Raw genomic sequence first — 26,618 nt, forward strand, 5'->3', positions numbered from 1 at the left:
CGCTTGCATCATGGCTCGGATCGCACTACGGCGAGGTTCGGCGTGAAGCCGTTCGTCCTTCTGGCCACCCGTGCCGAGGACCTCCCCGCCGACGAGGAGTACGAGCTCTTCCTGCGCCACGCGGGGCTCGAGCCCGCGTCGCTGCGCCGCATCCGCCTCGAGGCGGGTCCGATGCCCGCCATCGATCTCGACGAGATCTCCGGCATCTTCGTCGGCGGCGGCCCGTTCAACTCCTCCGACCCGTGGGAGCGCAAATCCGACGTGCAGCGCCGCGTCGAGTCCGAGTTCGCGGATCTGCTCGCTCGCGTCGTGGCCGCCGATGCGCCGTTCCTCGGCGCCTGCTACGGCATCGGCACCGTCGGCGCCTTCCTCGGTGCGAGCATCGACCGACGCTTCGGCGAGCCGATCAGCGTCGTCGATGTCGAGCTGACGGCCGCGGGGCGCGATGACCCCCTCCTCGCCGCGATGCCGACGACCTTCCCGGCGTTCGTCGGTCACAAGGAAGCGATCTCGGTGCTGCCGTCGCGGGCCACGCTGCTGGCGTCATCCGCGGGATGCCCTGTGCAGATGTTCCGGGTGGGCGCCAACGTGTACGCGACGCAGTTCCACCCTGAGCTCGATCTCGAGGGCATCACGACGCGCATCCACGCCTACGCCGACCACGGCTACTTCGCTCCGGACGAGCTCGACCTCACGCTGAGTGCCGTGCGCCGCGCCGCCGTGACCCACACGGCATCCATCCTGAGGTCGTTCGTCGAGCGCTACGCCCGCTGAAGCGCAGGCACGGGCAGGGGCCCGGCGGACCGTCAGGCGTTGGCGTTCGCGCGTTCCCCGGCCTCGAGCTCGCGAGCCTTGTCGAGCTCGCGCGCGGCGACCGAGACGGCGTCCTCGGCTCGCTGGACGCGGCGCTGCAAGAAGGTGCGCGCTCCATAGCGGGCGCGGACGCGATCTTCCTGCTCGCGCGCACCGGTGACGATGTACGCCGTCGCGATGAGGATGACCTGCGACGACAAGTTGAGCCAGAGCAGCAGCGCGATGAGCGAGGCGAACGACGCCAGCAGCGGGTTGGATGTCGCTCCGCCGACGAACAGCCCCGACAGCTGCTGCAGCACGGTGAGACCCGCACCGCCGAGCAGGGCGCCGCTCCACAGCGCACGCTTGCGGGCCTTCACGCCCGACAGCACGCGGACCAGCACCGCCACGGCGATGGTGTCGAGTGCGAACACGACCACGAGCGAGACCGCCCAGCCGGCGAACTGCACCAGCGGGTTCGACTCGGCGAACCCGAGCAGATCGGCGAGCAGGCCCACGCCGGCGGTGCCGAGGAACGTCACGCCCGCGGCGGCGACCAGGGCCCCGCCGATGCCGATCGCGAGAGCGAGGTTGCGGAGCATCACCCAGATGAACAGGACGTCGTCGGCCAGCTCGTCGGCGATCGCGCGCATCGCGGTGCGCAGCGATCCGATCGCGCCGATCGCGGCGCCGAGCAGACCGACGGTGGCGATGACGCCCGCGATGGTCAGCCCGGCGGGGGCGGTGATGTCGTCGAGCTTGATCAGCCCGTCCTCACCGACGAGCCCCGGGATAACGCGGTTGACCGCGTCGATGAGCGCCTGCCAGGCGACGGGGTCACCGGCCAGCCACAGCGCCGCCACCGAGAAACCCAGCAGCACACCGGCGAAGACGCTGAACAGGGTGCGGTACGTGACGCTGTCGGCGAGGACCGGCCCGCGGTGCTCGCTGTAGAGCAGGAACGCCCGGACCGGCTTGCGCTCCAGGGCCCAGGCGATCGAGCGCGAGATGAACGTGGAGTCGGCCATGTCGCCACGATAGCGGCGGTCCCCCGCCGCCCGCGGACACTTGACACCGGCTCAGCCGCCGAGCAGGCCCCACCCGATGGCGACGGTGGCGCCCGCCACGAGGAACGGCCCGATCGGGATGCGGGTGCGTCGGCCGGCCCGCCGCACGGCGATGAGCACCAGCGCGCACAGGCCGCCCGCGAGCACCGCCACGACGCTCGCGGCGATCGCCGCCTCCCACCCGTGCGCTCCCGAGACGACGCCGACGGCGCCGGCGAGCTTCACGTCGCCCCCACCGAGGCCCCCACCGCCGCGATAGAGCAGGTAGAACGCCCCGAAGAGGACGGCGGCGGAAGCGGCCGCGCCGAGGACCGGCGCCAGCGAACTGCGCCCGAGCGCGAGCGCGGCGGCGTACCCGAGTCCGAGGGGGTACAGGGGGAGCACGAGCCGGTTGGGCAACCGGTGCTCGCGCAGGTCGACGACGGTGAGCGCGATGCCGAGTGCAGCCATCGACCCGAGCAGCACCGCGGCGAATCCGAACATCACCCGCTCACGGTACGACGCCGCGACCCGGTGCGACGCCGGGTCTCCACAGGGCGGCCGCTAGGGGCGGATGAGGACGGGCGTGCCTTCGGGCAGCTGGGCGAGGCGGTCGGTCGCCGGTCCGTCGAGGTAGATGCAGCCGAACGAGGTCGCGCCCTCGCGCATCCGGTAGTAGTGGAAGGCGGTGACGGCGACGTCTCCCCCGTCGAAGCCCGCCATGACCGGCGACTGCACGCCGAGATAGACCATCGGGTGACCATCGGTATAGCGGAACTCGGGCACGATCGTCGTCCACATGACGAAGGTGCGTCCGGCCGGCGTGGGCGTCGACTCCTTACCCCAGGCGAACTGGTCCGACACGCGTTCGCGTCCGGCCGCGCTGACGATGTCGATCGTGTTGGCCGTGAGGTGCACCTCGACGAACTCCGTGGTGATCGCGAGCTCGACATCGGCGGCACGCAGCCAGCCGACGGTCTGCCCGCCGTTGCCCTCGGGCGGCACGCCCTGGCGTCCCGGAAGCAGCACCTTCACCCAGTCGGCCTCGGCCACCACGACCGGGACGGTCGTGCCGCCGTAGTGGTGCTCACGCGGCAGGTATCCCACCGGCTGCCCCGCAGGGTCGGCGAACACCGGGGCACCGGCCCCGAGCGGGCGCGCCTGCGACGACGTCGCCGGACCGGTGGGGTCGTCGTCGACCGGGATCGCCGGGTTGACCGATCGGACGTCGATGAGCGGGAGCGTCGAGATGTCGTAGACCGCGTCATTGCGCGGATGCGGCGCGGGAGCGGCATCCATCGCGGGGTCGGTCGTCGCGGCGGCGGGCTCGACATCCGCCACGGCGGCGACGGGCGCGGCCTCCCGCACCGAGGCGAGATCGCGCAGCGGAGCGAGCGCCCAGAAGCCGGCGACGGCCATGGTCCCCACCGCGATGACGGCGACGACCGCGGCGGGGTGGGGACGACGGCTCATACGCCCATGTTCGGTTGCCCGGCGCGACGACGCAAGGGACGACGCACGAAGAGTCGCGCGGGATCGCAGCTCATCACCAGTGCGGGTGGATGTCGGCGCGCAGCAGCTCGTCGTAGACGGCGACGACCGTGTCGGCGAACGCCGTCAGGTCGGTGCCGTCGTCGAGCAGAGCGGCCGCCGCCGCGTTCGCGCGAGCCTGGTCGGGCGTCCGCGCGCCGGGGATGACGCTCGTGACGCCGGGTCGCGACGCGATCCAGGCGAGGGTGGCCGCCGGCAGCGAGACGCCGTCGGGAAGCGTGTCGGCGAGCCGACGTGCGGCCGCGACGCCGGTCTCGAAGTCGACCCCCGAGAACGTCTCGCCGCGGTCAAACGCCTCACCGTGACGGTTGTAGGTGCGGTGGTCGTCGGCGGCGAAGGTCGTCTGCGCGGTGTACCGGCCGCTGAGCAGGCCGGAGGCCAGCGGCACGCGCGCGAAGATCGCGACCTCGGCGGCGGCTGCGGCGGGCAGCGCCTCGTCGAGCGGCTTGAGTCGGAACGGGTTGACGATGATCTGCACGTTGGTCACGTTCGGGCGCGCGATCGCGGCGAGCGCCTGCGCGGTGGTCTCGACCGAGACACCGTAGGCGGCGATGGCGCCGGTGGCGACCAGGTCGTCGAGGGCGTCGTACGTGGCGTCGGCTTCGATGACCGCGCTCGGCGGGCAGTGCAGCTGCACGAGGTCGAGGGTGTCGACACCGAGGTTGCGCCGCGACCGGTCGGTCCACAGGCGGAAGTTCTCGGGCGTGTAGTTCTCGGGTTCCTGCGGGAGACGGCGGCCCATCTTCGTCGCGACGGTGACGCCGTGCCCGGGTCGCTCGGCGAGGAACCGTCCGATGATGCTCTCGCTGCGGCCGTCGCCGTAGACGTCGGCGGTGTCGAAGAGGGTGACGCCGGCGTCAGCGGAGGCCTCGAGGACGGCGAAGGCCTGCGCCTCGTCGACATCCCCCCAGTCCGCTCCGAGCTGCCAGGTGCCCAGGCCGATGGCCGAGACGGAACGGGACGTGGACGCGAGGCGACGCTGCTGCATGGCTCCAGCGTAGGCGGAGGGCCGGACCCGCAGGTCCGGCCCTCCAGAATGCGCGGTCAGGCGTCGCGCGCGGCCTTGGCCTTCGCCTTACCCGCGTTCTTCGCGGCGGACGGCGCTCCCGCGACGGTGTCGGCTGCCGCGACGGCACCGGCGCGCGTCGCACGCACCTGGGCGAACGAGGTGCCGTAGTACGCCGCCTCCATGAGGGTCTTCATGTCGTCGATCATCGGCATGCGCGGGTTCGCGGGCGCGCACTGGTCTTCGTAAGCGGCCATCGCCAGGTTGTGCAGGTTGTCGAGGAATCGCGCCTCGTCGACCCCCTGGGCCTGGAACGAACGCTCGATGCCCACGCGGTCGCGCAGCTCCTCGACCGCTCGGGCGTAGCTCTCGACCCCCTCTTCGGGAGTGGATGCCGGCAGCCCCAGGTGCTGCGCGATCTGCTGGAAACGCTCGGGGGCGATGTAGCGCTCGTACTTCGGCCAGCTGGTCAGCTTGGTCGGCACCGTGCCGTTGTAGCGGATGACGTGCGGCAGGTAGACCGCGTTGGTCCGGCCGTGCACCAGCTTGTAGGTGGCACCCGTCACGTGCGCCATCGCGTGCACGATCCCCAGGAACGCGTTGCCGAACGCCATACCGGCGATGGATGCCGCGTTGTGCATCTTCTCGCGGGCTCGACGGTCTGCGGCATCCGTCGATCCCGGCTGCGCCTTCGTGCTGCGTTCGATGTTCTCGAAGATGAGCTTGATGGCGTGCAGGCACAGGCCGTCGGTGTAGTCGTTCGCGTAGACCGACACGTACGCCTCGGTGGCGTGGGTGAGGGCGTCGAACCCGGCGTCGGCGACGAGGAACCCGGGCAGCACGCGGGTGAGCTCGGGGTCGATGATCGCGACCGACGGCGTCAACGCGTAGTCGGCCAGCGGGTACTTCATGCCCGTGGCGTCGTCGGTGATGACCGCGAACGGCGTCATCTCGGACCCGGTGCCCGAGGTCGTCGGCACGCACACGAGCTTGGCCTTCTTGCCCATCTCGGGGAACGTGAAGGCGCGCTTGCGGACGTCGAAGAACTTCTCGCGCATGTCGGAGAACTCGATCTCGGGGTTCTCGTACAACAGCCACATGACCTTGGCGGCATCCATCGGCGATCCTCCGCCGAGCGCGATGATCGTGTCGGGCTGGAACTGTCGCAGCTGCTCGGCGCCCGCCGTCACCTCGGAGACCTTCGGCTCGGGACGCACGCTGCTGATCACCTGCAGCTGGACCCGGTTCTCGCGGCGGTTCAGCACATCGGTGATGCGGTCGACGTAGCCGAGGGAGGCCATCGTCTCGTCGGTGATGATCGTCACTCGCTCGACACCGCGCATGTCGGCGAGGTAGCGGATGGCGTGCGGCTCGAAGTAGGTCTTGGCCGGGATCTTGAACCACTGCAGGTTGTTGTTGCGTCGTCCGACGCGCTTGACGTTCACGAGGTTCACCGCCGAGACGTTATTGGAGACCGAGTTGTGCCCGTACGACCCGCATCCGAGCGTGAGGGACGGGAGGAAGGCGTTGTAGATGTCGCCGATGCCGCCGAGGGCGGACGGCGAGTTCTCGATGATGCGCACGGCCTTCACGACCTCGGCGAAGCGCGCGATCACGTCGGCATCGTTCGAGTGGATAGCACCCGAGTGCCCGAGGCCGTCGAAGGCGACCATCTGACGCGAGAGCTCGATGCCCTCGGTCGGCGTGGCCGCGCGCAGCACGGCGAGGACGGGGGCGAGCTTCTCGCGCGTGAGGGGTTCGTGCGGGCCGACGCCGCTGACCTCGGCGAGCAGGATCGAGGTGTCGGCGGGCACGGTGAAGCCGGCCTGCTCGGCGATCCACACCGGGGACTGACCGACGACGCGGGCGTTGAGCTTCGCCTCGGCGCAGTTGGCACTGTCGGCCGTGACCCCGAAGATGAACTCCTCGAGCAAGGTTTTCTCGGCTGCCGAGACCCGGTAGGCGTGCAGCCGGTCGAACTCGGCGAGCGCGTCGTCGGCGATCGGCGCATCGAGGATGACCGCCTGCTCGCTCGCGCACACCATGCCCATGTCGAACGACTTCGACAGCACGATGTCGTTGACGGCGCGGCCCACGTCGGCCGTGCGCTCGATGAACGCCGGCACGTTGCCGGCGCCGACGCCGAGGGCGGGCTTGCCGCACGAATACGCAGCGCGGACCATCGCGTTGCCGCCCGTGGCGAGGATGAGCGCGACGCCGGGGTGGTTCATGAGCTCACCGGATGCCTCCATCGACGGCTCGTCGATCCACTGGATGCAGTCCTCGGGGGCGCCGGCCGCGACGGCGGCATCCCGCACGATGCGCGCCGCCTCGGACGAGCACCGCTGCGCGGACGGGTGGAAACCGAACACGATCGGGTTGCGCGTCTTCAGCGCGATGAGCGACTTGAATATGGCGGTCGAGGTTGGGTTCGTGACCGGCGTGAGCGCGCAGATGACACCGACGGGATCGGCGATCTCGGTGATGCCCGTGAGCTCGTCGTGGGCGATGACGCCGACGGTCTTCTGATCGATGATCGAGTGCGTGACGTGCTCGCAGGCGAACATGTTCTTCACGGCCTTGTCTTCGAACAGGCCGCGCCCGGTCTCTTCGACCGCCATGACGGCGAGATCGCCGTGGTGATGCAGCGCGGCCACCGATGCCTTCCGGACGATGTGGTCGATCTGCTCCTGGGTGAAATCCGCGTACTCGTCGAGGGCGCGCTGAGCCCGAGTGACGAGAGCGTCGATGGCGCTGGACATCATGTGCCTTCCCGGCGCGGACCGCGTCCGCATCCTTGTCCGATCCGGGATGGAGGGACCTCGACCCCGTGTGCTCAGTGTGCCCTATGTGGTCTGACCACAGTGGGCACCGGGCCGGAACTATTCGGGGCGTTTTCCCCGTCGAGCGACGGTGGCCGCGCGGGCCGAACCGCCGGACACTGGAACGGTGAGGCAGCTGCCGGTCTACTACTACTCGTCGGTGTCGAACCTGATCCGTCGCTTCGCCACCCACCTCACCGCGGCCGACGGGCGCCCCGTGCTCGACCTCTCGGAGCGGGAGAACCGCGCGAACGAGCCCGTCGGACCGTGGGTTCTGCTCACGCCGTCGTACAAGGCCGGCAACGACGCCCACGCCACGCTGCCCGCGCCCGTCCGGAGTTTCCTCCGCTCCCCCATCACCCGGCGGCGCCTCGTCGGCATCATCGGGTCGGGCAATCGCAACTTCGGCGAGCATTACCAGGCAGCGGCCCGCGAGCTGTCTCGGGTGTCGGGGCGTCCGGTGATCTTCGAGTTCGAGCTCGCCGGCACGCCGGAGGATGTCGCCGAGTGCGCACGGCGACTCGCGGCCTTCGATGAGAGGTTCGCCGGCATAGGGCCGGAAGTGGCGCCCGATGACGGGAAATGACGCCGAATCGGGCCTCGGTATGACACTTCGGCCCACAAAAGCCCGGATTTCGCGTAGCATTCGAGAGTCGGTGCGTATCAACGCACCCCTCCGTCGGCTTCGCGTCGATGTGCACGTCCTCAGTTTCACCGCCTAACTCACGCATTCGGGCCCTGCTCTCGGCCCCCAACCGACCATCTCAGCGTCGGTCAATATTCTGCGAACACGGTTCGCACCCACAGATTCCGCAGCGACTCGATCGCCGCGGTAACCCGGATCATCACAGCGGTGGTCCCAGAACACAGAAGGAAATGACGACATGGCCACTGGCACCGTCAAATGGTTCAACTCGGAGAAGGGGTTCGGCTTCATCGCTCCGGACGACGGCACCGCGGACGTGTTCGCGCACTTCAGCGCCATCTCCGGCACTGGACACCGCAACCTGTTCGAGAACCAGAAGGTCGAGTTCGACGTGGAGCAGGGCCAGAAGGGCCTGCAGGCGACGAACATCCGCGCTCTCTGAGCGTTCGACGCACAGAAGGGGTCGGCCCATCGGGCCGGCCCCTTCGTCGTTCCCGCCGCCGCACGTCCGGCGGCGACTCAGGCGAGGACGAGCTCGATCTCGGGGTGACCAGCGAACACCTGCACGACCAGCTCGAAGTACGTCTTACCCGTACCGCGCTCCAACCGTTCCAGCGCGGCGCGCGCCGGTCCGGCCGCGAACACGTTGGGACGCGCGAGCTTCGCGGCGTAGTACGAACGGGTGAGCGGGATGCCGAGCGCCTGCCGCGAGAGCTCGGAATCGTCCCAGAAGATGCAGGCCGACGCGGAGCCGGCGAGCACGCCGAACCCGCCGTACAGCAGGTCGTCGAGCGCGTCGAGACTCTCGCCGAGGGTCCAGTCCTCATCAGGCATGAGGACGCGATCGAGCTCCGCGTAGAGCGAGGGGATGTCGTGGATGCGCGCCCCATCGATCCGGAGCCCCGCAGGTTGAGGTGACACGCCTCGACGTTATCCGGTCAGCGGCAACGCGGATCACCATCGCGCGGATGGATCAGCTTTCGACCAACCGACTCTGCATCCCCCTCGTCGTTCCCGTTCGCGGGTCGCTGCACCGGCAGGGCGTCAGTCCTGTGGCGTGACGACCTTGTTCTGATACGCCCAGACGACCGCTTGCAGGCGCGAACGCACGCCGAGCTTCGGCAGGATGCGCACGATGTGCGACTTCACCGTGCTGACCTCGACGGTGAGCGCGGCGGCGATGGCGTCGTTCGACATGCCCTGTGCCAGCAGCTCGAGGATCTCCCGCTCGCGCGGGGTCAGGTGGCCCGCCGCCTCGGCCGACGTCGACACCCGCTGCAGCGCGCGCCGGCGCGAGAACTCGCGCAGCACCCGGCGTGTGACGGCCTGGTCGAGCGTGCCGTTGCCGGCAGCGACATTGCGAACCGCGCGCACGATGTCTTCGGGTTCGGCGTCCTTGAGCAAGAAGCCGGAGGCCCCCGCCTCGAGCGCTTCGAAGACGTACTCGTCGAGGTCGAAGGTCGTCAGAATCAGCACCGGCACGCTCGGGCCGTCGTCGCGGTCGCCGAGGGCCCGGGTCACCTCGATGCCGGTGAGGCCCGGCATCCGGATGTCGAGACAGGCGACGTCCGGACGCAGGGATGCCGCCAGCTCGAGGGCCTGCACGCCGTCCGGCGCCGTCGCCACCACCTCGACGTCGGGTTCGGCCGCGAGCAAGGCCGCGAGGCCCGCGCGCGCGAGCGGCTGATCGTCGGCGACGAGCACACGGATCATGTCGGCCCTCCCGGGGTGTTCGTCGGCTCGGCCGGCACGGTGAGGCGGACCACCCAGCCGCCGGCGGCATCCGGTCCCGCCTCCAGCGTGCCACCCACCAGACCGGCGCGCTCACGCATCCCGAGCAGACCGAAGCCCTCACGCGCCGGGATGTCGTCGGACGACGGGATGCTGGATGCCGCAGGCGCGTTGCGCACGGTCGCGATGAAGACGTCGGGTCGGGTGCCGTCCAGGTGCACCTCGCACGACGCTCCGGGTGCGTGGCGCGCCGCGTTCGCCAGCGCCTCTTGCACCATGCGATAGATCACGAGCTGCCCGAGCGGCCCGACCTGGCCACCGCCGACTGCCGTCGTCAGGTCGACCACCCGGCCCGTGGCTCGGGCCGACTCGACGAGGGCGGTCACGGTCTCGAGCGTCTCGACGGCATCGCGCTCATCGCCGTCGCGGCGCAGCAGCCCGACGAGTTGGCGGAGGTCGTCGAGCAGCACCCGGCTCTGCTCGCGCACCTGGCGGACGGCGACCCGTGCGGCATCGGGGTCGGTCGCGATCTGGCGCTCGATGACACCGGCCATGAGCGCGATGCTCGACACGTGGTGGGCGGCGATGTCGTGCAGCTCACGGGCCATCGCGGTGCGCTCGCGCGCAACGGCGGCCTCGACGACGGCGGCGCGCTCGCGGCGCATCGCCTCGGTCTCCCCCACCCGGGCCCGGTGCGCGTCGCGCCGCGCCGTCACGGCCAGCACTCCCGCCGCGGGCAGGGCGACGATCGCCACGGCCTGCAGCAGAGCGGCACCGAGCGCGCCCGGCACCGTGACGGCGCTCGACCCCAGGATGTCCGCCGTCTGGCCGCCCGCCACGAGCACTCCGGCGAGCGGCAGCAGCACCTTCAGCCGACGCGGCGGCACGAGCAGGGTGGTGCGGAGCACGGCGACCAGCACCGCGGCATCCGCCAGGCTGCCGAGCCCCGTCGGCGCGAGAACCCCGACCAGCAGGGCCCCGACGGAGGTGCCGAACAGGACGGAGACCGGCGCGCGCCGGGCGAAGCACAGGGCGATCGCCTGGGACGCGAGCACCGCGCCCGATATCCACCAGGCAGCGATGTCGACCGTCACGGTCGCATCGCCGGCGAACAGCTGAGGGGCCGCGATCAGCGCCGCGAGGGTCGCCGCGCCCGTGCCGAGCGCCACGACGACATCCGTGACGCTCGGCATCCGCCGTGGGGAACTCATGCCGCTATCTTCGCGGCTTCCGGGGCGGGGCGTCCGACGAGGGGTGTCGTGCGCGGCAGGCCGAGGCGTCCGCGGGTGAGTGCGATCGTGATCGCGGCGGCCACCGTCGCACCGATCAGCAGCACGTGCTGCAGCTGATCCGCCCCGACCGTGGGGAACATCTCGGACCAGAACACGGTGACGGTGTTGTTGAGGCTGACGTGGAACAGCATCACGATCGGCAGGCTCTGGCCCGACCGGTTGAACAGCCACATGATGACGACGTTGAACAACGCGCTGAAGGCGACGAACTCGACGACGTTCAGCCACGTGACGTCGGGCCACGAGCCCCACTCGGTGAGGAAGAGAGGCAGGTGCCAGATACCCCACAGCGGTCCGAGAATCGCCGCGGCGCCGAGAGGCCCGAAGCGTTCCTGCAGCGGCGGCAGCGCGAAGTCGCGCCAGCCCGGCTCTTCGGCGAGACCCGTGGTCAGCATCTGCAGCAGCAGCGCGGGGACGTACAGCGCGAGGGCGACGAGACTCGGCGCCTGCACCTGCCCGCCGGATGCGATCGTGCCCAGCAGCAGCACTGCGATCGGCACGGCGAGCAGCGCGACCGCGTACCACCGGGGCGCGACCCGCCAGCGCAGCAGGCGCCCCACCCAGACGCGCAGGCCCGCGCGGCCGCCCGTCAGCGCGGTGACGATGAAGGCCGCCCCGAGCGGCCCCACGTAGGCGCCGAAGAGCATGCCGGTGAACTGCGACGTCCCGAAGATCTGCGGGAAGGCGTAGTCCCAGACGCCGAGGCCGTCGCGGGAGAGGATCCAGGGGGTCCAGGCCACCCAGCTGAGGCCGAGGGCCAGCACGAAGAACGACACGAGCGGTCGGCGACGGATCACTCCGGCGATCCCGGCGTGCGAGCTGGTGCCTTCACGAATGGCAGACATGCGTGATTCCTTCCGTTGTCGTCGAGCCCCGGGGAACGGGGTCGTCGTCGACTGTAGGAAGGCGGCGGCATCCGGCTCGACGTCCGAACGAGGGCACTTCGCGATCTCCACCTAAAGGCGCAGGCCGTCAGGCGGCAGCGGCGTCCTCGTCGTCGTCGACCGGCTTCGCGGCGGCGATGTGGGTGATCGGGCGCCAGACGAGCACCAGCGTGATCGCCGCCCCGACGAAGGCGAACCACCACGGACCGGTCGGACCCCACACCTGTGCGATCACGCCGCCGAGGGCCTGACCGATGACGAGGCCGCCGAAGACACCGACCATGTTCACCGAGGCGATGCGGCCCTGCAGCTCGTGCGGCACGAGGCGCTGGCGGACGGTCGTCGAGATCGTCGCCCACACAAAGGCGTACGCGCCGAACGCGATCATGATGACGAACGCGACGGTGCCGGTCGTCGTGAGCGCGAAGGCGAGGTGCATGAGCACTTCGGCCGACAGGCACACGCGCATGAGCGTTGCGAACGAGAACCGCCGTTCGAGCCGTCCGAACAGCAGGGTCGCCGCCAGCCCACCGATCGCGGACGCCGTGGTCAGGGCGCCGTAGCCGACAGGCCCCATCTGCAGGTAGTCCGTCGCGTACAGGACGAGCACGCCCCACGGCGCCGCCCACGTCACGTTGAACGCGAGGATGATGATCACGAGCGTCCGCACCGGCGGGTTGCGCCACAGCCACCGGATACCGCTGAGGATGTCGGTGTGCACCGGCGTCCGCTCGCGTGGGCCGTCCGCCAGCTCGATGCGACGGGTCGCGGTGATCCGCGAGATGAGGACGATCGCCAGGGCGACACACAGCCCCTGCACCGCGAAGGGCCAGAACGAGCCGAGCGCGAAGAGGAAGGCGCCCAGCGGCGGCCCGCCGAGCTGGTTCGCCACGAGGAACCCCGCCTGCAGACGGGCGTTGCCGATGCCGAGATCGGACGTGCGCACCATCATCGGCAGCAGCGTGCTGCTGGTGGTGTCGACGAACACTTCGGCGGTGCCGTAGAGGAACGCCACGATCAGCACCATCCAGATGCTGGCGATGCCGGTGACGAGGAAGACGCACAGTCCGATCAGGACGAGCGCCCGGATGCCGTTGGCCACCATGATCAGCAGGCGGCGGTCGACCCGGTCGGCGATGGCACCGGCGTGCAGTCCGAACAGCAGCCACGGCAGGTACTGCATGATGGCGCCGGAGGCGACGAGGACCGGCGAGTCCGTCATCGAGGCGATCAGCAGCGGGGCCGCGGCGAGCGCGATGCCGTCGCCGATGTTGCTCGTCACCGACGAGGCGAACAGCCACCGGAAGTCGCGCCCCAACCGGCGCGGCGCAACCCACTCTGCGATACCCACCGCACGAGCCTAGGGCGCGGCGGCGACATCGATCTGCGGCCCGCCCCGGCGGGGTGGGACGGCGCTGCGTCTGCGCCGCCCCACCCGTCATCCGGCGTCAGGCGAACGTCTTGGCGTCGATCACGAAGCGGTAGCGGACGTCGGAGGCGAGCACGCGCTCGTAGGCCTCGTTGATCTGCTCGGCGGAGATGAGCTCGATCTCGGGCAGGATGCCGTGCTCCGCGCAGAAGTCGAGCATCTCCTGCGTCTCGGCGATGCCGCCGATCATCGATCCGGCCCAGGTGCGGCCGCCGGCGATGAGCGCGAAGGCGGGAACCTCGAGCGGCTCGGACGGCGCGCCGACATTGACCATCGCGCCCTCCGCCTGCAGCAGGCCGAGGTAGTCGCCGACGTTGATCTTGGCCGAGACGGTGTTGATGATCAGGTCGAACGAGCCCGCGAGCTTGCGGAAGGTGTCGGCATCCTTCGTGGCGTAGTGCGCCTTCGCGCCGAAGCGCAGCGAGTCGTCCTGCTTCGAGGTCGTCTGCGAGAGGACGGTGACGTCGGCGCCCATCGCCACCGCGATCTTGACGGCCATGTGCCCGAGGCCGCCCATGCCGACGACGGCGACCTGGGTGCCGGGGCCCGCGTGGAAACGGTGAAGCGGCGAGTAGGTCGTGATCCCCGCACACAGCAGTGGTGCGACCTTCTCGATGTCGAGATTCTCGGCGACGCGCAGCACGAAGTCCTCGTTCACGACGACGGCCTCCGAGTACCCGCCCTGGGTGATGGTCCCGTCGGCGGGGTCGACACCGCCGTAGGTCTGGATGTTCCCCTTCAAGCAGTACTGCTCCTTGCCGGCGACGCACTGAACGCACTCGCCGCAGGAGTTGACCATGCAGCCGACACCGACGCGGTCGCCGACGCGGTGCTTGGTGACCGCCGAGCCGACCTCGGTGACGTGGCCGACGATCTCGTGACCGACGACCTGCGGATAGGCGATCGGTCCCCATTCGCCGCGCACGGTGTGGATGTCGGAGTGGCAGATGCCCGCGTAGGCGATGTCGATCAGCACATCGTTCGGACCGAGATCGCGGCGCTCGATCGTCGTCTTGACGAGGGGCTCGTCGGCAGAGGTCGCGGCGAAGGCGTTGACGGTGAGCATGGCGCTCCTTTCCTCGGCTCAGCTGAGCCGGGTGTGACGTGAGGCGGGGTGTGCCCGTGGGCGGTGTCCACGCTAGACGGACTCCCGCGGGCCGGGCAGTCACTCTCGGTACACCCCTGGCTCGTGCTAGGAATCGCGGCCGACTCCCTCACCGACGCCTAGGCTGGCACGATGCCCGAAACCCGCCGCACGACCCCCGATGCCTTCGTGCGTGTGCGCGGAGCGAACGAGAACAACCTCCGCAACGTCGACGTCGACGTGCCGCGCGACGTCATCGTCGCTTTCACCGGGGTGTCGGGGTCGGGCAAGTCGTCGCTGGCGTTCGGCACGATCTTCACCGAGGCGCAGCGCCGGTACCTCGAGTCGGTCGCCCCCTACGCGCGGCGCCTCATCCAGCAGGGCCACAACCCGCACGTCGAGTCCATCTCGGGGCTCCCGCCGGCGGTCGCGCTGCAGCAGCGCCGTGGCGCGCCCAGCTCGCGCTCGAGCGTCGGCACCGTCACGACGCTGTCGAACTCGCTGCGGATGCTGTTCTCGCGCGCCGGCACCTTTCCCGACGGTTTCACCACCCGACTCGACTCCGACGCCTTCTCCCCCAACACCGCCGCCGGAGCGTGCCCCGAATGCCACGGCATCGGCGTCGCGCACACCGTCACGGAAGAGACGCTCGTCCCCGACCCGTCGCTCAGCATCCGCGACGGCGCGATCGCGGCGTGGCCCGGTGCCTGGCAGGCGAAGAACCTGCGCGACATCACCATCGCCCTCGGATACGACGTCGACCGCCCCTGGCGCGACCTCGACCCCGCCGACCGCGAGTGGATCCTCTTCACCGACGAACAGCCCGTCGTCGAGATCACGCCGCAGCGCGACCGCGTCGCCAAGCCTTACAAGGGCATGTTCTGGAGCGCGAAGAAGTATGTCTTCCACACCCTCGCCGACTCGGCGAGCGCGAAGATGCGCGAACGGGTGCTGCAGTTCGTCCGCACGGGGGTCTGTCCGCTGTGCGGCGGCTCGGGGCTGCGCCGTGAAGCGCTCGCCGTCACCTTCGCCGGCCGCACCATCGCGGAGCTCAACGCCCTGCCGATGAGCGAGCTCGCCGACATCCTGCGCCCCACAACGGAGCTGACGGATGCCGCGCCCGCACTGCCCACCTCGGCATCCGGCGAACGCACGGATGTCGCCGTGGCGATCGCGACCGACCTCGTCGCCCGCATCGAGGTGCTCGTCGACCTGGGTCTCGGCTACCTCGGGCTCGGTCGCGTCACCACCACCCTCTCCCCCGGCGAGATGCAGCGTCTGCGCCTGGCCACCCAGCTGCGTTCGGGCCTGTTCGGCGTGGTCTACGTGCTCGACGAACCGTCGGCAGGCCTGCATCCCGCCGACGTGGAACCGCTGCTGGAGGTGCTTGAGCAGCTGACCGCGGCGGGCAACTCGGTGTTCGTCGTCGAGCACAACATGGACGTCGTGCGCGGTGCGGACTGGATCGTCGACGTGGGCCCTGGAGCGGGCGAGGGCGGCGGCGACGTGCTGTACAGCGGAGCGGTCGACGGGCTCGCCGAGGTCGCGGAGTCGGTGACGCGACCCTTCCTGTTCCCCGACGCCGACGCCGACGCAGCGGCACCGCGCGCTGTGCGGGCCCCGACGGAGTGGCTGACGCTCGAAGGCGCATCACTGCACAACCTCGCGGATGTGGGCGCGGCGTTCCCGCTCGGGACGTTCGTCGCGGTGACGGGGGTGTCGGGGTCGGGCAAGTCGTCGCTCGTCGGCGGTGTGTTGCGCGACGTGGTGCGCGGCTACCTGCGCGGAGGCGACGCCGCGGACGAGCCGGCCGACGAGACGGCGGATGCCGCGGGGCTGGCCGAAGCGACGCTCCCCGACGCGCGAGCCGGTGCCCTCACCGTGCGGACGGTCGCGGGCCTCGAGCACATCGACCGGCTCGTGCGCGTCGACCAGAAGCCGATCGGCCGCACCCCGCGCTCGAATCTCGCGACCTACACCGGCCTGTTCGATGCCGTGCGCGCGGTGTTCGCCGGCACCGACCTGGCTCGCGAGCGCGGCTACACCGCCGGACGTTTCTCGTTCAACGTCGCGGGAGGTCGCTGCGAGACGTGCCTGGGAGAGGGCTACGTCTCGGTCGAGCTGCTCTTCCTGCCCGGCAGCTACGGAAAGTGCCCGACGTGCCACGGCGCACGCTACAACGACAACACGCTCGAGGTGACCTACCGCGGCAAGAACATCGCTGAGGTGCTCGCCCTCACCGTCGAAGAGGCCGCCGACTTCCTCGAGCCGGTGCCCGCGGCATCCCGCAGCCTGCGCACCCTGCGCGAGGTCGGCCTCGGGTATCTGCGACTGGGGCAGCCCGCGACGGAGCTGTCGGGCGGCGAGGCGCAGCGCATCAAGCTCGCGACCGAGCTGCAGCGGGCCCGGCGGGGCCACACCTTGTACCTGCTCGACGAGCCCACCACCGGGCTGCATCCGGCCGACGTGCGCCTGCTGCTCACGCAGCTGCACGCGCTCGTCGACGCCGGCAACACCGTGGTCGTCGTCGAACACGACATGGATGTCGTCGCCTCCGCCGACTGGGTCATCGACCTCGGGCCCTCGGGAGGGAACGCCGGCGGACGCGTGGTCGCGGCGGGGACGCCGGAGGACGTGACGCAGGTGGCGGAGAGCCGGACCGCGCCCTACCTCGCACGGCGTCTGGCCACCCCGGCGTCTGGCCACCCCGGCGACGTGAGGAATGCCGCTGGGCGTGAGGTGTTGTCGTCAGGATGACCACTTCGACGCAGGCCCCCGACTCCCCCATCCGCCGCGCTCTCGTCGTCGGCGCCTCGGGCATCACCGGATCGGCGCTCGTCGACCAGCTGGTGAAGGACGGATGGGAGGTGCTCGCTCTTTCGCGGCGCGCGTCGACCGACGGAGGGGTGCGAGGCATCGCGGCCGATCTGCGTGACCCGAGCAGCCTCACGGCCGCCCTCGCCGACGAGCATCCCACCCACGTGTTCTTCACGGCCTGGCAGCGACAGGCGACCGAGGCGGAGAACATCGCGGTCAACGGCGCGATGGTGCGCGATCTCCTCGCGGCGCTCACCCACGCGCCCCTCGAGCACGTCGCTCTGGTGACCGGATTAAAGCACTACCTGGGTCCGTTCGAGGCGTACGCCGCGGGTGAGATGCCCGACACCCCGTTCCACGAGGAGGAGGAGCGACTCGACACCCCGAACTTCTACTATGCGCAGGAGGACGAGCTGTTCGCCGCGGCAGCGGCGCAGGGCTTCACTTGGTCGGTGCACCGTTCGCACACCGTCATCGGGTACGCCGTCGGCAACGCGATGAACATGGGGCTGACGATCGCCGCGCAGGCGACGATCGCGAAGGAGCTCGACCTCGACTTCGTCTTCCCCGGCAGCGAGACGCAGTGGAACGGATTGACCGACATGACGGACGCCGGTGTCCTCGCCGAGCAGATGGTGTGGGCCGCGACGGATCCGGCAGGCGCCGACGAGGCGTTCAACATCGTCAACGGAGACGTCTTCCGGTGGCGCTGGATGTGGCCGCGTCTGGCCGAGCACCTCGGCGTCGACCCGGATCGCGTCAAGGGGTACGAGGGTGCACCGCGACCGCTCGAGCAGCAGATGGCTGCGCACGAGGGGGCCTGGCCCGACATCGCCCGCAAGTACGGGCTCGCCGAGTCCGACCTGAGCCGCATCGCCTCGTGGTGGCACACCGACGCGGACCTCGGCCGCGACATGGAGGTCGTCACCGACATGGGCAAGAGTCGGGATGCCGGGTTCCTCGCCTACCGGCGCACAGAGCGGGCCTTCGCCGACCTCTTCGACCGCTACCGCGCCGAACGCCTGATTCCCTGACGCGAACCTCGCGCGTTCGACCCAGGTAATGGGCGGCGCGAGCTGGATCGGAGTCGGACGCTACCCGCGGATCGGGACGCGGTCACCGATCAGAGAACGGACGATCGCCCGCACCGAGGGGAAGGTGTCGAGTTCCTGCAGCTCGTCGAGGGAGAACCACCCGGCCGCGTGGACCTCGGCCTCGGCGGCGTCGATGGTCTCGTCGCCCACGACGTCGAGCGCGAAAGCCATGTCCATGTGGATGTGCGCCGGTTCACCCGGCCGCTCCGGGATCAGCTGGTAGCTCATGCTGAGGGGCAGGTCGAGCTGAGCTTCTTTCGTGCCATCCACCTCGAGATCGATGCCCGGGCGCGGCCTGAGCGCGGCGCGGATCCCCGTCTCCTCACGCACCTCTCGAACGACTGCCACCTGAGGCGTCTCGTCCGGATCGACATGACCCCCGGGAGGAAGCCACTTCAGGAGCTTCCGATGGTGAACGAGCAGCACCCTGTCTCCGGCCCCGTTCACGACGTAGCCACTGACGGTGAACTGCTTCTCGAAGTGCGTCGTGCGCTCGATGATCGTCATGTCGTCGTCCCTCTCTTACGGCAGAGTCCGACGGTAGCCGACGCCGCCTGAGGCGGAACAGAAGAAGCCCCCCGCGTCTCCGCGGAGGGCTTCGAACCGTCGGGATGACAGGATTTGAACCTGCGACCCCTTGACCCCCAGTCAAGTGCGCTACCAAGCTGCGCCACATCCCGGTCCGCTGTCCGCACGCGGACAACTCCCCTATCCTAACGGGTCCGCGGCCCGCTCGCGAACCGGTGCACCCGGGCGCGTTGCCCGTGTCGGTGGCGAGCGCTACGGTCGGCCCATGACCGAGACGACGATCGTGCCGGTGACGCCTGGCAGCTTCAGCGACGCCCAGCATGCGATGAGCGGCGGCGGTGATGGACGTGAGTGTCAATGCCAATGGTGGACGATGACGAACGCCGAGTTCCAGCGGACCGACGTCGAGGGCCGGGCAGCGGCATTCCGCAGCGAAGTGGATGCCGCACCCTCGCCGGGCCTCGTCGCGTACGTCGACGGTGACGCGGCCGGCTGGGTTCGCGTCGGTCCGCGCACACGCCAGGTGAGGCTCGGCAAGACGCGCGCGTACGCCGGAGCGACCGAAGAGCCCTGGGATGACGCGGACGTCTGGGCCGTCAGCTGCTTCGCCGTGCGCAAAGAACACCGCCGCACCGGGTTGAACGCGGCGCTGCTCGACGCGGCCATCACCTTCGCTCGCGAGAACGGGGCTCGGGTCGTCGAGGCGTATCCGGTCGATCCCGACGCGGGGCGCAAAGTCACCTCGAACGAGCTGTACCACGGGGCCCTCTCGACGTTCCTGGCCGCGGGCTTCCGCGAGGTGTCGCGGCCGAAGCCGCACGTGGCTCTCGTCTCGCTCGACCTCGCCGGGTCGAACCGATCTTCCGCCGGAGACCCGTCCTGACGCGTCGGAGAGAATGGAACGCATGACCGCATCCGTCGCCCCCGTTCGCGTGGATTCGTGGCTGTGGGCGGTGCGTATCTACAAGACGCGCTCGGCGGCGACTACGGCCTGCCGTGCCGGGCACGTCCGGGTCAACGGCGAGAAGGTCAAGGCATCGCAGTCGGTGAAGCCGGGTGACGAACTGCGCGTGCGGATCGCGGGCTTCGACCGCATCCTCGTCGTGCGACAGACGCTCACGAAGCGGGTCGGTGCTCCGGTCGCCGCGACGGCCCTCGAAGACCGCACTCCCCCGCGCGAACCGACAGCGATGCTGGCCGTCCGCGACCGCGGCGCGGGCAGACCGACCAAGCGCGAACGTCGCGAGATTGACCGCCTTCGCGGCTTCGACTGACCACCCGCGCCTCAGCCAGCGGCTACAGCCCCAGCCGTGAGCTCAGCGCGTGGTGCGTCGCCGCGCGACCTGCACGATGACGCACAGCACCACCGTCGCCACGCCCCAGATCGCGCACGCCGGCGGCAGCACGCGATACGCGAGGTGCTGCGCCGTCCACTCGGGGGTCAGCGGGCCGTAGACGACCAGACCGAACACCGTCGCGACGACGAGCACGAGCGGCAGCGACGCCCACCACACCACCCGCACGAGCCCGGGCAGCACCCGACGCACCGGGCCGCGGGCACGTCCGCGCAGCCACACCGCGCCGGCGACGGCCAGCCCCAACAGACCCAACATGCTCGACGCGTACTGGAACCAGCGGTAGCCGTGCAGCGGACCCCACCGCTCCGCCAGCGCCGGGATCAGCTCGACACCCCACCGGCCCTCGTGCGTAAACGCGTCCCACGCGATATGGCTCAGCACCCCGATCGCCAGCGACACCACGACCAGCGCGACCGTCAACGCCACCGACCGGCGCCGACCGGAGATCCGCTGCACCGTCCGCAGCGCGCCACCGCCGGTGGCATCCCACTCCGACGGCAGCCGGCCGGCGACCCATCCCGGCGCGAGCTCGCGCACCGCGGGCCGCAGCAGCAGCCACCACGCGAGCAGCAGCACGCCGGCGATCACCACGGTCAGCCACGGATACGCGTGCGTCTGCGCGTAGCTGATGCCGATCCCGCGAACGAACAGCGGCAGGTCGGGTGCCATCGCCCCGACGGCGACCGCCGCGGGCACGAGCGGCGTCCGCACGACAGCCAGCGCGACGACCGCATGGCTCGGGGTGAACGGCATCCGGTACCGGTCAGTCCTCGATGAGGACGCCGGCGAGCGTCTTCTTGCCGCGTCGCAGCACCGACACACGCCCGGGCAGACCGCCGGTCACGACGGCCGACTCGTCGGCGACCTTCTCGCCGTCGACCGACACCCCGCCCTGCGCGATCGCTCGCCGCGCCTCGGACAAGCTGCCGACCAGGCCTGTGTCGACAAGCAGCTGCACGACCCCGGTGCCGCTCGGCACCGACGCGTGGGGCAGCTCGACGAGGGCCGAACGCAACGTCGCGGCATCCAGCGCGGTCAGGTCGCCTTGGCCGAACAGAGCCTCGGATGCCGCCACGACCTTCGCCGTCGCGTCAACACCGTGCACCGTCGCGGTGACCTCGAACGCGAGTCGCTTCTGCGCCGCGCGGCGGAACGGCTCGTCGGCGACGAGGCGCTGGTACTCGGCGATCTCGTCGCGCGAGAGGAACGTGAACACCTTCAGGCGCTCGGCGACATCGGCATCCGCCGTCGAGAGCCAGAACTGGTAGAACGCGTACGGGCTCGTGAGCTCCGCGTCGATCCAGATCGCGTTGCCCTCGCTCTTGCCGAACTTCGTGCCGTCGCTGTTGGTGATCAGCGGCGTGCCGAACGCATGCACCGAGGTGCCCTCGACGCGGTGGATCAGGTCAGTGCCGCTGGTGAGGTTGCCCCACTGGTCCGATCCGCCGGTCTGCAGCGTGCACCCGTACTGACGGTACAGCTCGAGGAAGTCGAGCCCCTGCAGGATCTGGTAGCTGAACTCGGTGTAGCTGATGCCGGCGTCGGAGTTCAGGCGCGCGGCGACGGCATCCTTCTTCAGCATCGTGCCGACGCGGTAGTGCTTTCCGATCTCGCGCAGGAAGTCGATCGCCGACAGCGGCGCCGTCCAGTCGAGGTTGTTGACCATGCGGGCGGCGTTCTCGCCCTCGAAGCTGAGGTACTTCTCGATCTGACCGCGCAGGCGGTCGACCCACTCCGAGACCGTCTCGCGCGAGTTGAGCGTGCGCTCGGCGGTAGGCCGGGGGTCGCCGATGAGACCCGTCGAGCCGCCGACCAGGCCGAGCGGCTTGTGTCCGGCCAGCTGCAGTCGGCGAAGCGTGAGCAGCTGCACGAGGTGACCGAGGTGCAGGGATGCCGCCGTCGGGTCGAAGCCGCAGTAATACGTGATCGGGTCGCCGCCGAGCGCTTCACGCAGCGCTTCCTGGTCGGTGGACACGTGCACGAGACCGCGCCACACCAGCTCGTCCCACACGTTCTCGAACGCGGGGTCGAGCGCCACGGGGGCGGTCGTCAGGGCTTGATCAGACACGCGCTCCAGGCTATCAGCGGCCCGCCGGGCGCCCCGCGTTCATGACGGTCAGGCTGCGGTGCCGCCCTCATCGAACAGACCGATGACGTTGCCCTCGGAATCGCGCAGGTACACCCACCGCGTTGCCTCGCCGAGCGGCTGGATGTCGCCGACCTGCTCACCCCCGGCAGCGACGGCCGCCGCGACGGTGTCTTCGATGCTCTCGACGGTGAAGACCACGGTCGGATGCGGCACCGGACCCCTCACGTGCAGATCGCCGTCCACGCCGTCGCCGTCGGGCTGCCGCAGCATGCCCATCTCGTCGCCCCACGGCTCGTACTCGAACCCGAGGACCGATCGGTAGAAGGCCCGCGCGCGCTCGATGTCGTCGGCCGGGATCTCGAAGTTCTCCATCTTCGCCATGCGGCGAGCATGACGCACCGACGCGGACGGAACAAGGGTCAGGCGGCGCTTCCCCACCACACCAGGAATGCCGCCGCCAGGGCGACGACCCAGCTGACGAGGCTGCCGACGAGGAAATACTCGGCGCGGTCGCCGCCCTCATCATCGCGTGAGATCTCGGGGAACCGCACGATGCCCTTCGCCGCGAGCACCGCCGCCAGCAGCGTGAAGGCGCCGGTCAGCGTGAGGGCGAAGACGAGGATGCGCTCGAGCGGCCCGATCAGCCGGCCGCCCCGAAGGGCATTCGTCGCCGCGGCGGCCACGACACCGCCGCGCAACGACGCGCGGACGATGACGTTGCCCGACTCGACGAGGAACACGAGCGACCCGACGAGGGCGACGGCGAGGTCGAGGCTGACGACCCCGAGCGGCGACTCGATCGGCCAGATGCGTTCGAGCGGACCCTGCCCCTCGCGCACGCCGATCAGCGCTACGGCCACGGCCGTCACGAGCCCGAGCAGGGCAGCCGGCCACAGACCCCACCGCGTGGGCTCACGGATCGAAGTCGTCGCCGCCCACACGGCGGCTGCGCCGACGGCGGCGAACCACCAGGCAGCGGCGCCGGCCCACGCCGCGAGCGGCAGCAGCGCGCCGCCGAGGAGCACCAGCGCGATGCCGAGCCGGACGCCGGTCAGGCGGCTCCGCGCGAGGTCGAGCGCGCCGACGGCGAGGAGGATGAGCCCCGCGGCGATCACCGCGATGCCTCGGTCAGCGCGGTGTAGCCGGCGATGATCGACGGTGCCCCCGATGAGGCGAGCAGCTGCGACACCGCGGACTGTGTGATGCCCTCGTCGGCGGCGAGCGAGCCCTGGGTGCGGCCGAGGCAGCGCCCGTAGGTCAGTCGGCGTGCGCGCTCGGACATGGCGCCCACCAGCTCGTCGCGGGCCAGCAGGTACGCGTTGGCGAAGCGGATGCGGTCGGCCATGGCGACATCCTCGTCGTGGCCACCGACAATCCGGGTACGCGCGCGCGGCACCGCGCGATCCTGCAGCGCGTGCACCTCGTCGATCGCCTCGCGTGCCCGCCACCACCCCGGGCCGTCCGCGATCGCCGCCGTCGCCGAGTCGACCTCGCCGACCTCGCCGACGCCCACGCCGAAGCGCAACGCCACGCCCTCGGGCAAACCGAGCTGCAGCAGCAGCAGCCACGCGAGCGTGTCGTCGAGGTCGTCGAAGACCGCCTGGAACTCATCCGCGAACGTTGCCCGCATCGGCGAGACCGCGACGGGGAGCACGGCGTCGACCTGTTCGACGGTCTCCTCGATTTGCCGCTGCGTGCGGCTGCGGTCGTCGAGTCGGCGCGACCCGACGATGTCCGCGATCACGGCGACCGTCATGCCGATCAGCCTATCACTGATATTCGAACGATATAAGTCTCAGGCTGATGAAATCGAAGGATAAGTCGACAGCTGATCTCAGCGCTGCCAGATCGCGATGGCCTGCTGCGCTCGCGCGATGAGCTCCACGCGCTGCTCGTCGACGCGAACGGGCGCGGTGCCGCCGACGCCGTCACGGCTTGCGACCGACCCCTCGGGCGAAAGCACCTCGCGCACGGCGGGCTCGAGGTGAGCCGACACGGATGCCAGATCGTCATCGGATGCCTCGTGCAGCTCGATTCCGCGCTGCTCGCACAGTCGCACGAGGGAGCCCGAGATCTCGTGCGCCTCACGGAAAGGCACGCCTCGCTTGACGAGCCATTCGGCGACGTCCGTCGCGAGCGAGAAACCCTGTGGGGCGAGCTCGGCCATCCGGTCGAGGTCGAAGCGCAGCGTCGCGATCATGCCGGCGAAGGCGGGGAGCACGACCTCGAGCGTCTCGATCGAGTCGAAGACCGGCTCCTTGTCTTCCTGCAGGTCACGGTTGTAGGCCAGCGGCAGCGCCTTGAGCGTCGCGAGCAGACCCGACAGGTTGCCGATCACTCGACCGGCCTTGCCGCGCGCGAGCTCGGCGATGTCGGGGTTCTTCTTCTGCGGCATGATGCTCGACCCGGTCGAGTAGCCGTCGTCGAGGGTGACGAACCCGAACTCACGGGTGTTCCAGATGATGACGTCTTCGGCGAAGCGAGAGATGTCGACGGCGATCATCGCCGTGATGAACGCGAACTCCGCGACGACGTCGCGCGACGCGGTGCCGTCGATGGAGTTCTCGGCGGGGCGCTCGAGTCCGAGCTCGCTCGCGACCAGCTGCGGGTCGAGCCCGAGCGTGGCGCCGGCGAGCGCTCCCCCGCCGTACGGCGAGACGCGCGCACGCTTGGACCAGTCGGCCAGCCGCTCGAGGTCGCGCTGCAGCGGCCACGCGTGCGCCTGCAGGTGGTGGGCCAGCAGCACGGGCTGCGCGTGCTGCAGGTGCGTGCGGCCGGGCATGATGGCGCGCGAATGCGCCTCGGCCTGGCCGACGATCGCGTCGATGACCCGCAGGATGTCGCGGGCGATGACGGCTGCGTGATCGAGCAGGTACAGGCGGACGAGCGTCGCGATCTGGTCATTGCGGCTGCGCCCTGCGCGCAGCTTGCCGCCGAGCTCGGCGCCCACGGTCGCGATGAGCGCGGCCTCGAGCGCGCCGTGCACGTCTTCGTCGGACTCAGCGGGCTGCAGCGAGCCGTCCTGGACCGCGGCGAGCACCGCATCCAGGCCCGCGTGCATCCGGGCCTCTTCGTCGGCGTCGAGGTACCCGGCGGCGGCGAGCGCCTTGGCGTGCGCGTGCGAACCGGCGATGTCATAGCCGGCGAGCGCCCAGTCGAAATGGGTCGAACGACTCAGGCGGGCCAGCTCGGGCGCGGGGCCCGACGCGAAGCGGGCTCCCCAAAGCGCCCCGGAGTTCGTGCCGCCTGACGTGTCTGCGTTCATCGCTCCAGCCTATCGGGGCGCTCTCCCGCGCCCGGGGCGGCCGGCGCACCGTCGGCATCGGTCGGGGCGCCGCGCACGGCGACGCGGGCCAGCGCATCGACAGCCGCTTCGAGGGGGCCGCGTCCCACGAGCAGTGCCCAGACGGTGCAGGCTCCGATGATGCCGAGCGTCATCGGCCAGAAGGGCTCGAGGCCGCGGTAGACGTCCAGCTCGAACGTACCGGGCTCCGCTGCGGGCCGCGTCAGCGCCCACACCACGATCTGCGCGGAGTAGGCCGTCAGCGGCATCGACCCGACCGCCCGCAGCGGCAGTGCGACCCAGGTCAGCGGCGTCCGGCACAACAGCACGCACAGCCCGATGACCAGCAGGGCGAAGCCGCCCGAGCCGATCACCTCGAACAGCCCCGACGAATGGGCCTCACCCGTCCAGGGCGTCTGCCCGAACTGCTCCGACTGCCCGAAGACGAGGTCGAGGGCAGTGCCGAAGGCGGCGAGCACGGCGCCGACGAGCGCCAGCAGTACCGGTGTGGCGCGCGCCCGCAGGTCGAGGCGCGCGGCGCCCATGCCCGCGAGCACGAAGGCGAACCAGGTGAGGAAGGGGTAGTGCCACCCGATCGCGTTCGCCAGGTCGGCCCCCACGGGCGTCGACCAGAACGTCAGTGCGTCGATCGCCGCCTGCGGGAACGGCGCGATCAGTCCGACCGCCGCCGCGACGATGAACAGCGTGCGGGCGCGCAGTGGGAGAACGGCGGCGGCGAGGACGAAGAGGATCGCGTACGCGGGGAGGATCACGTAGACCGGCACGGCGAGGAACAGCAGCAGCACCCCGATGACCCAGACGGCGCCGGCGCGCACGAGCAGACGTGACCGCACCGTCTCGAGCCGCGGACCCCGCACCGGCGTGCGGCCGCCGCTGACGAGCCCGATCGACACGCCCGCGAGCGTGGCGAACAGGATCGAGGAGCGACCGTGCACGAGGCCGTCGTAGGTCGAGGGATCGGTCCAGTCGAGGTCGGGGATCACCAGCAGGTGCGCCGCGAGCATCCCGATGACCGCGATGCCGCGGGCGAGGTCGACGCCGTCGATGCGCGACGGAGCGAACAGCGACCGCCGCCGCACGAAGCCGCGGACACCGGCGCTCCGCGGGGCGCCGCCCGTTGACCTCGTCACGCTGCCCTCACCCCG

Annotated in this window: 26 protein-coding genes and 1 tRNA gene; 7 read left to right on the forward strand and 20 right to left on the reverse strand. The window is 70.4% G+C overall.

What is annotated here, in order from left to right; translation table 11 throughout:
• Positions 1-42 precede the first annotated feature (42 nt).
• Positions 43-774 (forward strand): glutamine amidotransferase, encoded by a 732-nt coding sequence (locus PUW82_RS12205; protein WP_274222549.1) that lies wholly within the window; start codon positions 43-45, stop codon positions 772-774.
• Between the two features lie 32 nt (positions 775-806).
• Here PUW82_RS12205 and PUW82_RS12210 read toward each other — a convergent pair whose 3' ends face one another.
• The 5 genes from PUW82_RS12210 to adhE all read right to left on the reverse strand — a co-directional run bounded on the left by PUW82_RS12210 (position 807) and on the right by adhE (position 7,157).
• Positions 807-1,820 (reverse strand): YihY/virulence factor BrkB family protein, encoded by a 1,014-nt coding sequence (locus tag PUW82_RS12210; RefSeq protein WP_274222550.1) that lies wholly within the window; start codon positions 1,818-1,820, stop codon positions 807-809.
• Positions 1,821-1,871: 51 nt separating this feature from the next.
• Entirely contained in the window at positions 1,872-2,342 is a 471-nt protein-coding gene (locus PUW82_RS12215; RefSeq protein WP_274222962.1) for a prepilin peptidase, read from the reverse strand.
• Between the two features lie 60 nt (positions 2,343-2,402).
• Positions 2,403-3,311, reverse strand: coding sequence for a L,D-transpeptidase (locus PUW82_RS12220; protein ID WP_274222551.1), 909 nt, complete (start codon positions 3,309-3,311; stop codon positions 2,403-2,405).
• Between the two features lie 73 nt (positions 3,312-3,384).
• Complete coding sequence (locus tag PUW82_RS12225; RefSeq protein WP_274222552.1) at positions 3,385-4,377, reverse strand: aldo/keto reductase; 993 nt, start codon at positions 4,375-4,377, stop codon at positions 3,385-3,387.
• A gap of 56 nt (positions 4,378-4,433) precedes the next feature.
• Positions 4,434-7,157 (reverse strand): bifunctional acetaldehyde-CoA/alcohol dehydrogenase, encoded by a 2,724-nt coding sequence (gene adhE / locus PUW82_RS12230; RefSeq protein WP_274222553.1) that lies wholly within the window; start codon positions 7,155-7,157, stop codon positions 4,434-4,436.
• A 187-nt stretch (positions 7,158-7,344) separates the two neighbouring features.
• Here adhE and nrdI point away from each other — a divergent pair, with 187 nt between their 5' ends.
• Positions 7,345-7,803 (forward strand): class Ib ribonucleoside-diphosphate reductase assembly flavoprotein NrdI, encoded by a 459-nt coding sequence (gene nrdI, locus PUW82_RS12235; protein ID WP_274222554.1) that lies wholly within the window; start codon positions 7,345-7,347, stop codon positions 7,801-7,803.
• Positions 7,804-8,101: 298 nt separating this feature from the next.
• On the forward strand, positions 8,102-8,305 hold the full coding sequence (locus PUW82_RS12240) for a cold-shock protein (protein WP_091499607.1): 204 nt from the start codon (positions 8,102-8,104) through the stop codon (positions 8,303-8,305).
• 77 nt (positions 8,306-8,382) lie between these two features.
• Here the strand turns inward: PUW82_RS12240 and PUW82_RS12245 are convergent, their stop codons facing one another.
• From PUW82_RS12245 to PUW82_RS12270, 6 genes are all read right to left on the reverse strand, one after another.
• The gene (locus PUW82_RS12245; protein ID WP_274222555.1) at positions 8,383-8,784 is read right to left on the reverse strand and encodes a barstar family protein; all 402 of its coding nucleotides are present in this window, start codon (positions 8,782-8,784) and stop codon (positions 8,383-8,385) included.
• Between the two features lie 123 nt (positions 8,785-8,907).
• A complete protein-coding gene (locus PUW82_RS12250; protein ID WP_274222556.1) occupies positions 8,908-9,576 on the reverse strand; it encodes a response regulator in 669 nt (222 codons plus the stop codon).
• Positions 9,573-10,805, reverse strand: coding sequence for a sensor histidine kinase (locus tag PUW82_RS12255; RefSeq protein ID WP_274222557.1), 1,233 nt, complete (start codon positions 10,803-10,805; stop codon positions 9,573-9,575). Before PUW82_RS12255 ends, PUW82_RS12250 begins: the two co-directional genes overlap by 4 nt.
• Positions 10,802-11,731 carry a CPBP family intramembrane glutamic endopeptidase gene (locus PUW82_RS12260; RefSeq protein WP_274222558.1) on the reverse strand — a complete coding sequence of 310 codons (930 nt, stop codon included), beginning with the start codon at positions 11,729-11,731 and terminating at the stop codon, positions 10,802-10,804. Before PUW82_RS12260 ends, PUW82_RS12255 begins: the two co-directional genes overlap by 4 nt.
• A gap of 127 nt (positions 11,732-11,858) precedes the next feature.
• On the reverse strand, positions 11,859-13,121 hold the full coding sequence (locus PUW82_RS12265; RefSeq protein ID WP_274222559.1) for an MFS transporter: 1,263 nt from the start codon (positions 13,119-13,121) through the stop codon (positions 11,859-11,861).
• A gap of 97 nt (positions 13,122-13,218) precedes the next feature.
• The gene (locus tag PUW82_RS12270; RefSeq protein ID WP_274222560.1) at positions 13,219-14,265 is read right to left on the reverse strand and encodes an NAD(P)-dependent alcohol dehydrogenase; all 1,047 of its coding nucleotides are present in this window, start codon (positions 14,263-14,265) and stop codon (positions 13,219-13,221) included.
• A gap of 171 nt (positions 14,266-14,436) precedes the next feature.
• Between PUW82_RS12270 and PUW82_RS12275 the strand changes: the two genes are divergently transcribed.
• On the forward strand, positions 14,437-17,040 hold the full coding sequence (locus PUW82_RS12275; RefSeq protein WP_274222561.1) for an excinuclease ABC subunit UvrA: 2,604 nt from the start codon (positions 14,437-14,439) through the stop codon (positions 17,038-17,040).
• The gene (locus PUW82_RS12280; protein WP_274222562.1) at positions 17,037-18,134 is read left to right on the forward strand and encodes an SDR family oxidoreductase; all 1,098 of its coding nucleotides are present in this window, start codon (positions 17,037-17,039) and stop codon (positions 18,132-18,134) included. Before PUW82_RS12275 ends, PUW82_RS12280 begins: the two co-directional genes overlap by 4 nt.
• Before the next feature lie 60 nt (positions 18,135-18,194).
• Here the strand turns inward: PUW82_RS12280 and PUW82_RS12285 are convergent, their stop codons facing one another.
• Both PUW82_RS12285 and PUW82_RS12290 read right to left on the reverse strand, forming a co-directional pair.
• A complete protein-coding gene (locus PUW82_RS12285) occupies positions 18,195-18,701 on the reverse strand; it encodes an NUDIX hydrolase (RefSeq protein WP_274222563.1) in 507 nt (168 codons plus the stop codon).
• 99 nt (positions 18,702-18,800) lie between these two features.
• Positions 18,801-18,874, reverse strand: a tRNA-Pro gene (locus tag PUW82_RS12290).
• A 113-nt stretch (positions 18,875-18,987) separates the two neighbouring features.
• Here PUW82_RS12290 and PUW82_RS12295 point away from each other — a divergent pair.
• A complete protein-coding gene (locus PUW82_RS12295) occupies positions 18,988-19,605 on the forward strand; it encodes a GNAT family N-acetyltransferase (protein ID WP_274222564.1) in 618 nt (205 codons plus the stop codon).
• A 22-nt stretch (positions 19,606-19,627) separates the two neighbouring features.
• The gene (locus tag PUW82_RS12300; RefSeq protein ID WP_274222565.1) at positions 19,628-19,996 is read left to right on the forward strand and encodes an RNA-binding S4 domain-containing protein; all 369 of its coding nucleotides are present in this window, start codon (positions 19,628-19,630) and stop codon (positions 19,994-19,996) included.
• 42 nt (positions 19,997-20,038) lie between these two features.
• On the opposite strand, the gene PUW82_RS12305 is transcribed toward PUW82_RS12300, so the two are convergent.
• From PUW82_RS12305 to PUW82_RS12335, 7 genes are all read right to left on the reverse strand, one after another.
• Positions 20,039-20,833 carry a DUF4184 family protein gene (locus tag PUW82_RS12305; protein ID WP_274222566.1) on the reverse strand — a complete coding sequence of 265 codons (795 nt, stop codon included), beginning with the start codon at positions 20,831-20,833 and terminating at the stop codon, positions 20,039-20,041.
• Between the two features lie 10 nt (positions 20,834-20,843).
• On the reverse strand, positions 20,844-22,148 hold the full coding sequence (tyrS, locus tag PUW82_RS12310) for a tyrosine--tRNA ligase (protein ID WP_274222567.1): 1,305 nt from the start codon (positions 22,146-22,148) through the stop codon (positions 20,844-20,846).
• Positions 22,149-22,196: 48 nt separating this feature from the next.
• Complete coding sequence (locus PUW82_RS12315) at positions 22,197-22,550, reverse strand: VOC family protein (RefSeq protein WP_274222568.1); 354 nt, start codon at positions 22,548-22,550, stop codon at positions 22,197-22,199.
• Positions 22,551-22,588: 38 nt separating this feature from the next.
• On the reverse strand, positions 22,589-23,284 hold the full coding sequence (locus PUW82_RS12320) for a hypothetical protein (RefSeq protein ID WP_274222569.1): 696 nt from the start codon (positions 23,282-23,284) through the stop codon (positions 22,589-22,591).
• Entirely contained in the window at positions 23,281-23,925 is a 645-nt protein-coding gene (locus PUW82_RS12325) for a SatD family protein (protein WP_274222570.1), read from the reverse strand. Before PUW82_RS12325 ends, PUW82_RS12320 begins: the two co-directional genes overlap by 4 nt.
• 78 nt (positions 23,926-24,003) lie before the next feature.
• Positions 24,004-25,434, reverse strand: a complete 1,431-nt coding sequence (argH, locus tag PUW82_RS12330) for an argininosuccinate lyase (RefSeq protein WP_274222571.1) — start codon at positions 25,432-25,434, stop codon at positions 24,004-24,006.
• Positions 25,431-26,603 (reverse strand): heparan-alpha-glucosaminide N-acetyltransferase domain-containing protein, encoded by a 1,173-nt coding sequence (locus tag PUW82_RS12335; protein ID WP_274222572.1) that lies wholly within the window; start codon positions 26,601-26,603, stop codon positions 25,431-25,433. Before PUW82_RS12335 ends, argH begins: the two co-directional genes overlap by 4 nt.
• Positions 26,604-26,618 lie beyond the last annotated feature (15 nt).

The organism is Microbacterium thalli (genome assembly GCF_028737325.1).
GTDB classification, from domain to species: Bacteria; Actinomycetota; Actinomycetes; order Actinomycetales; family Microbacteriaceae; genus Microbacterium; species Microbacterium thalli.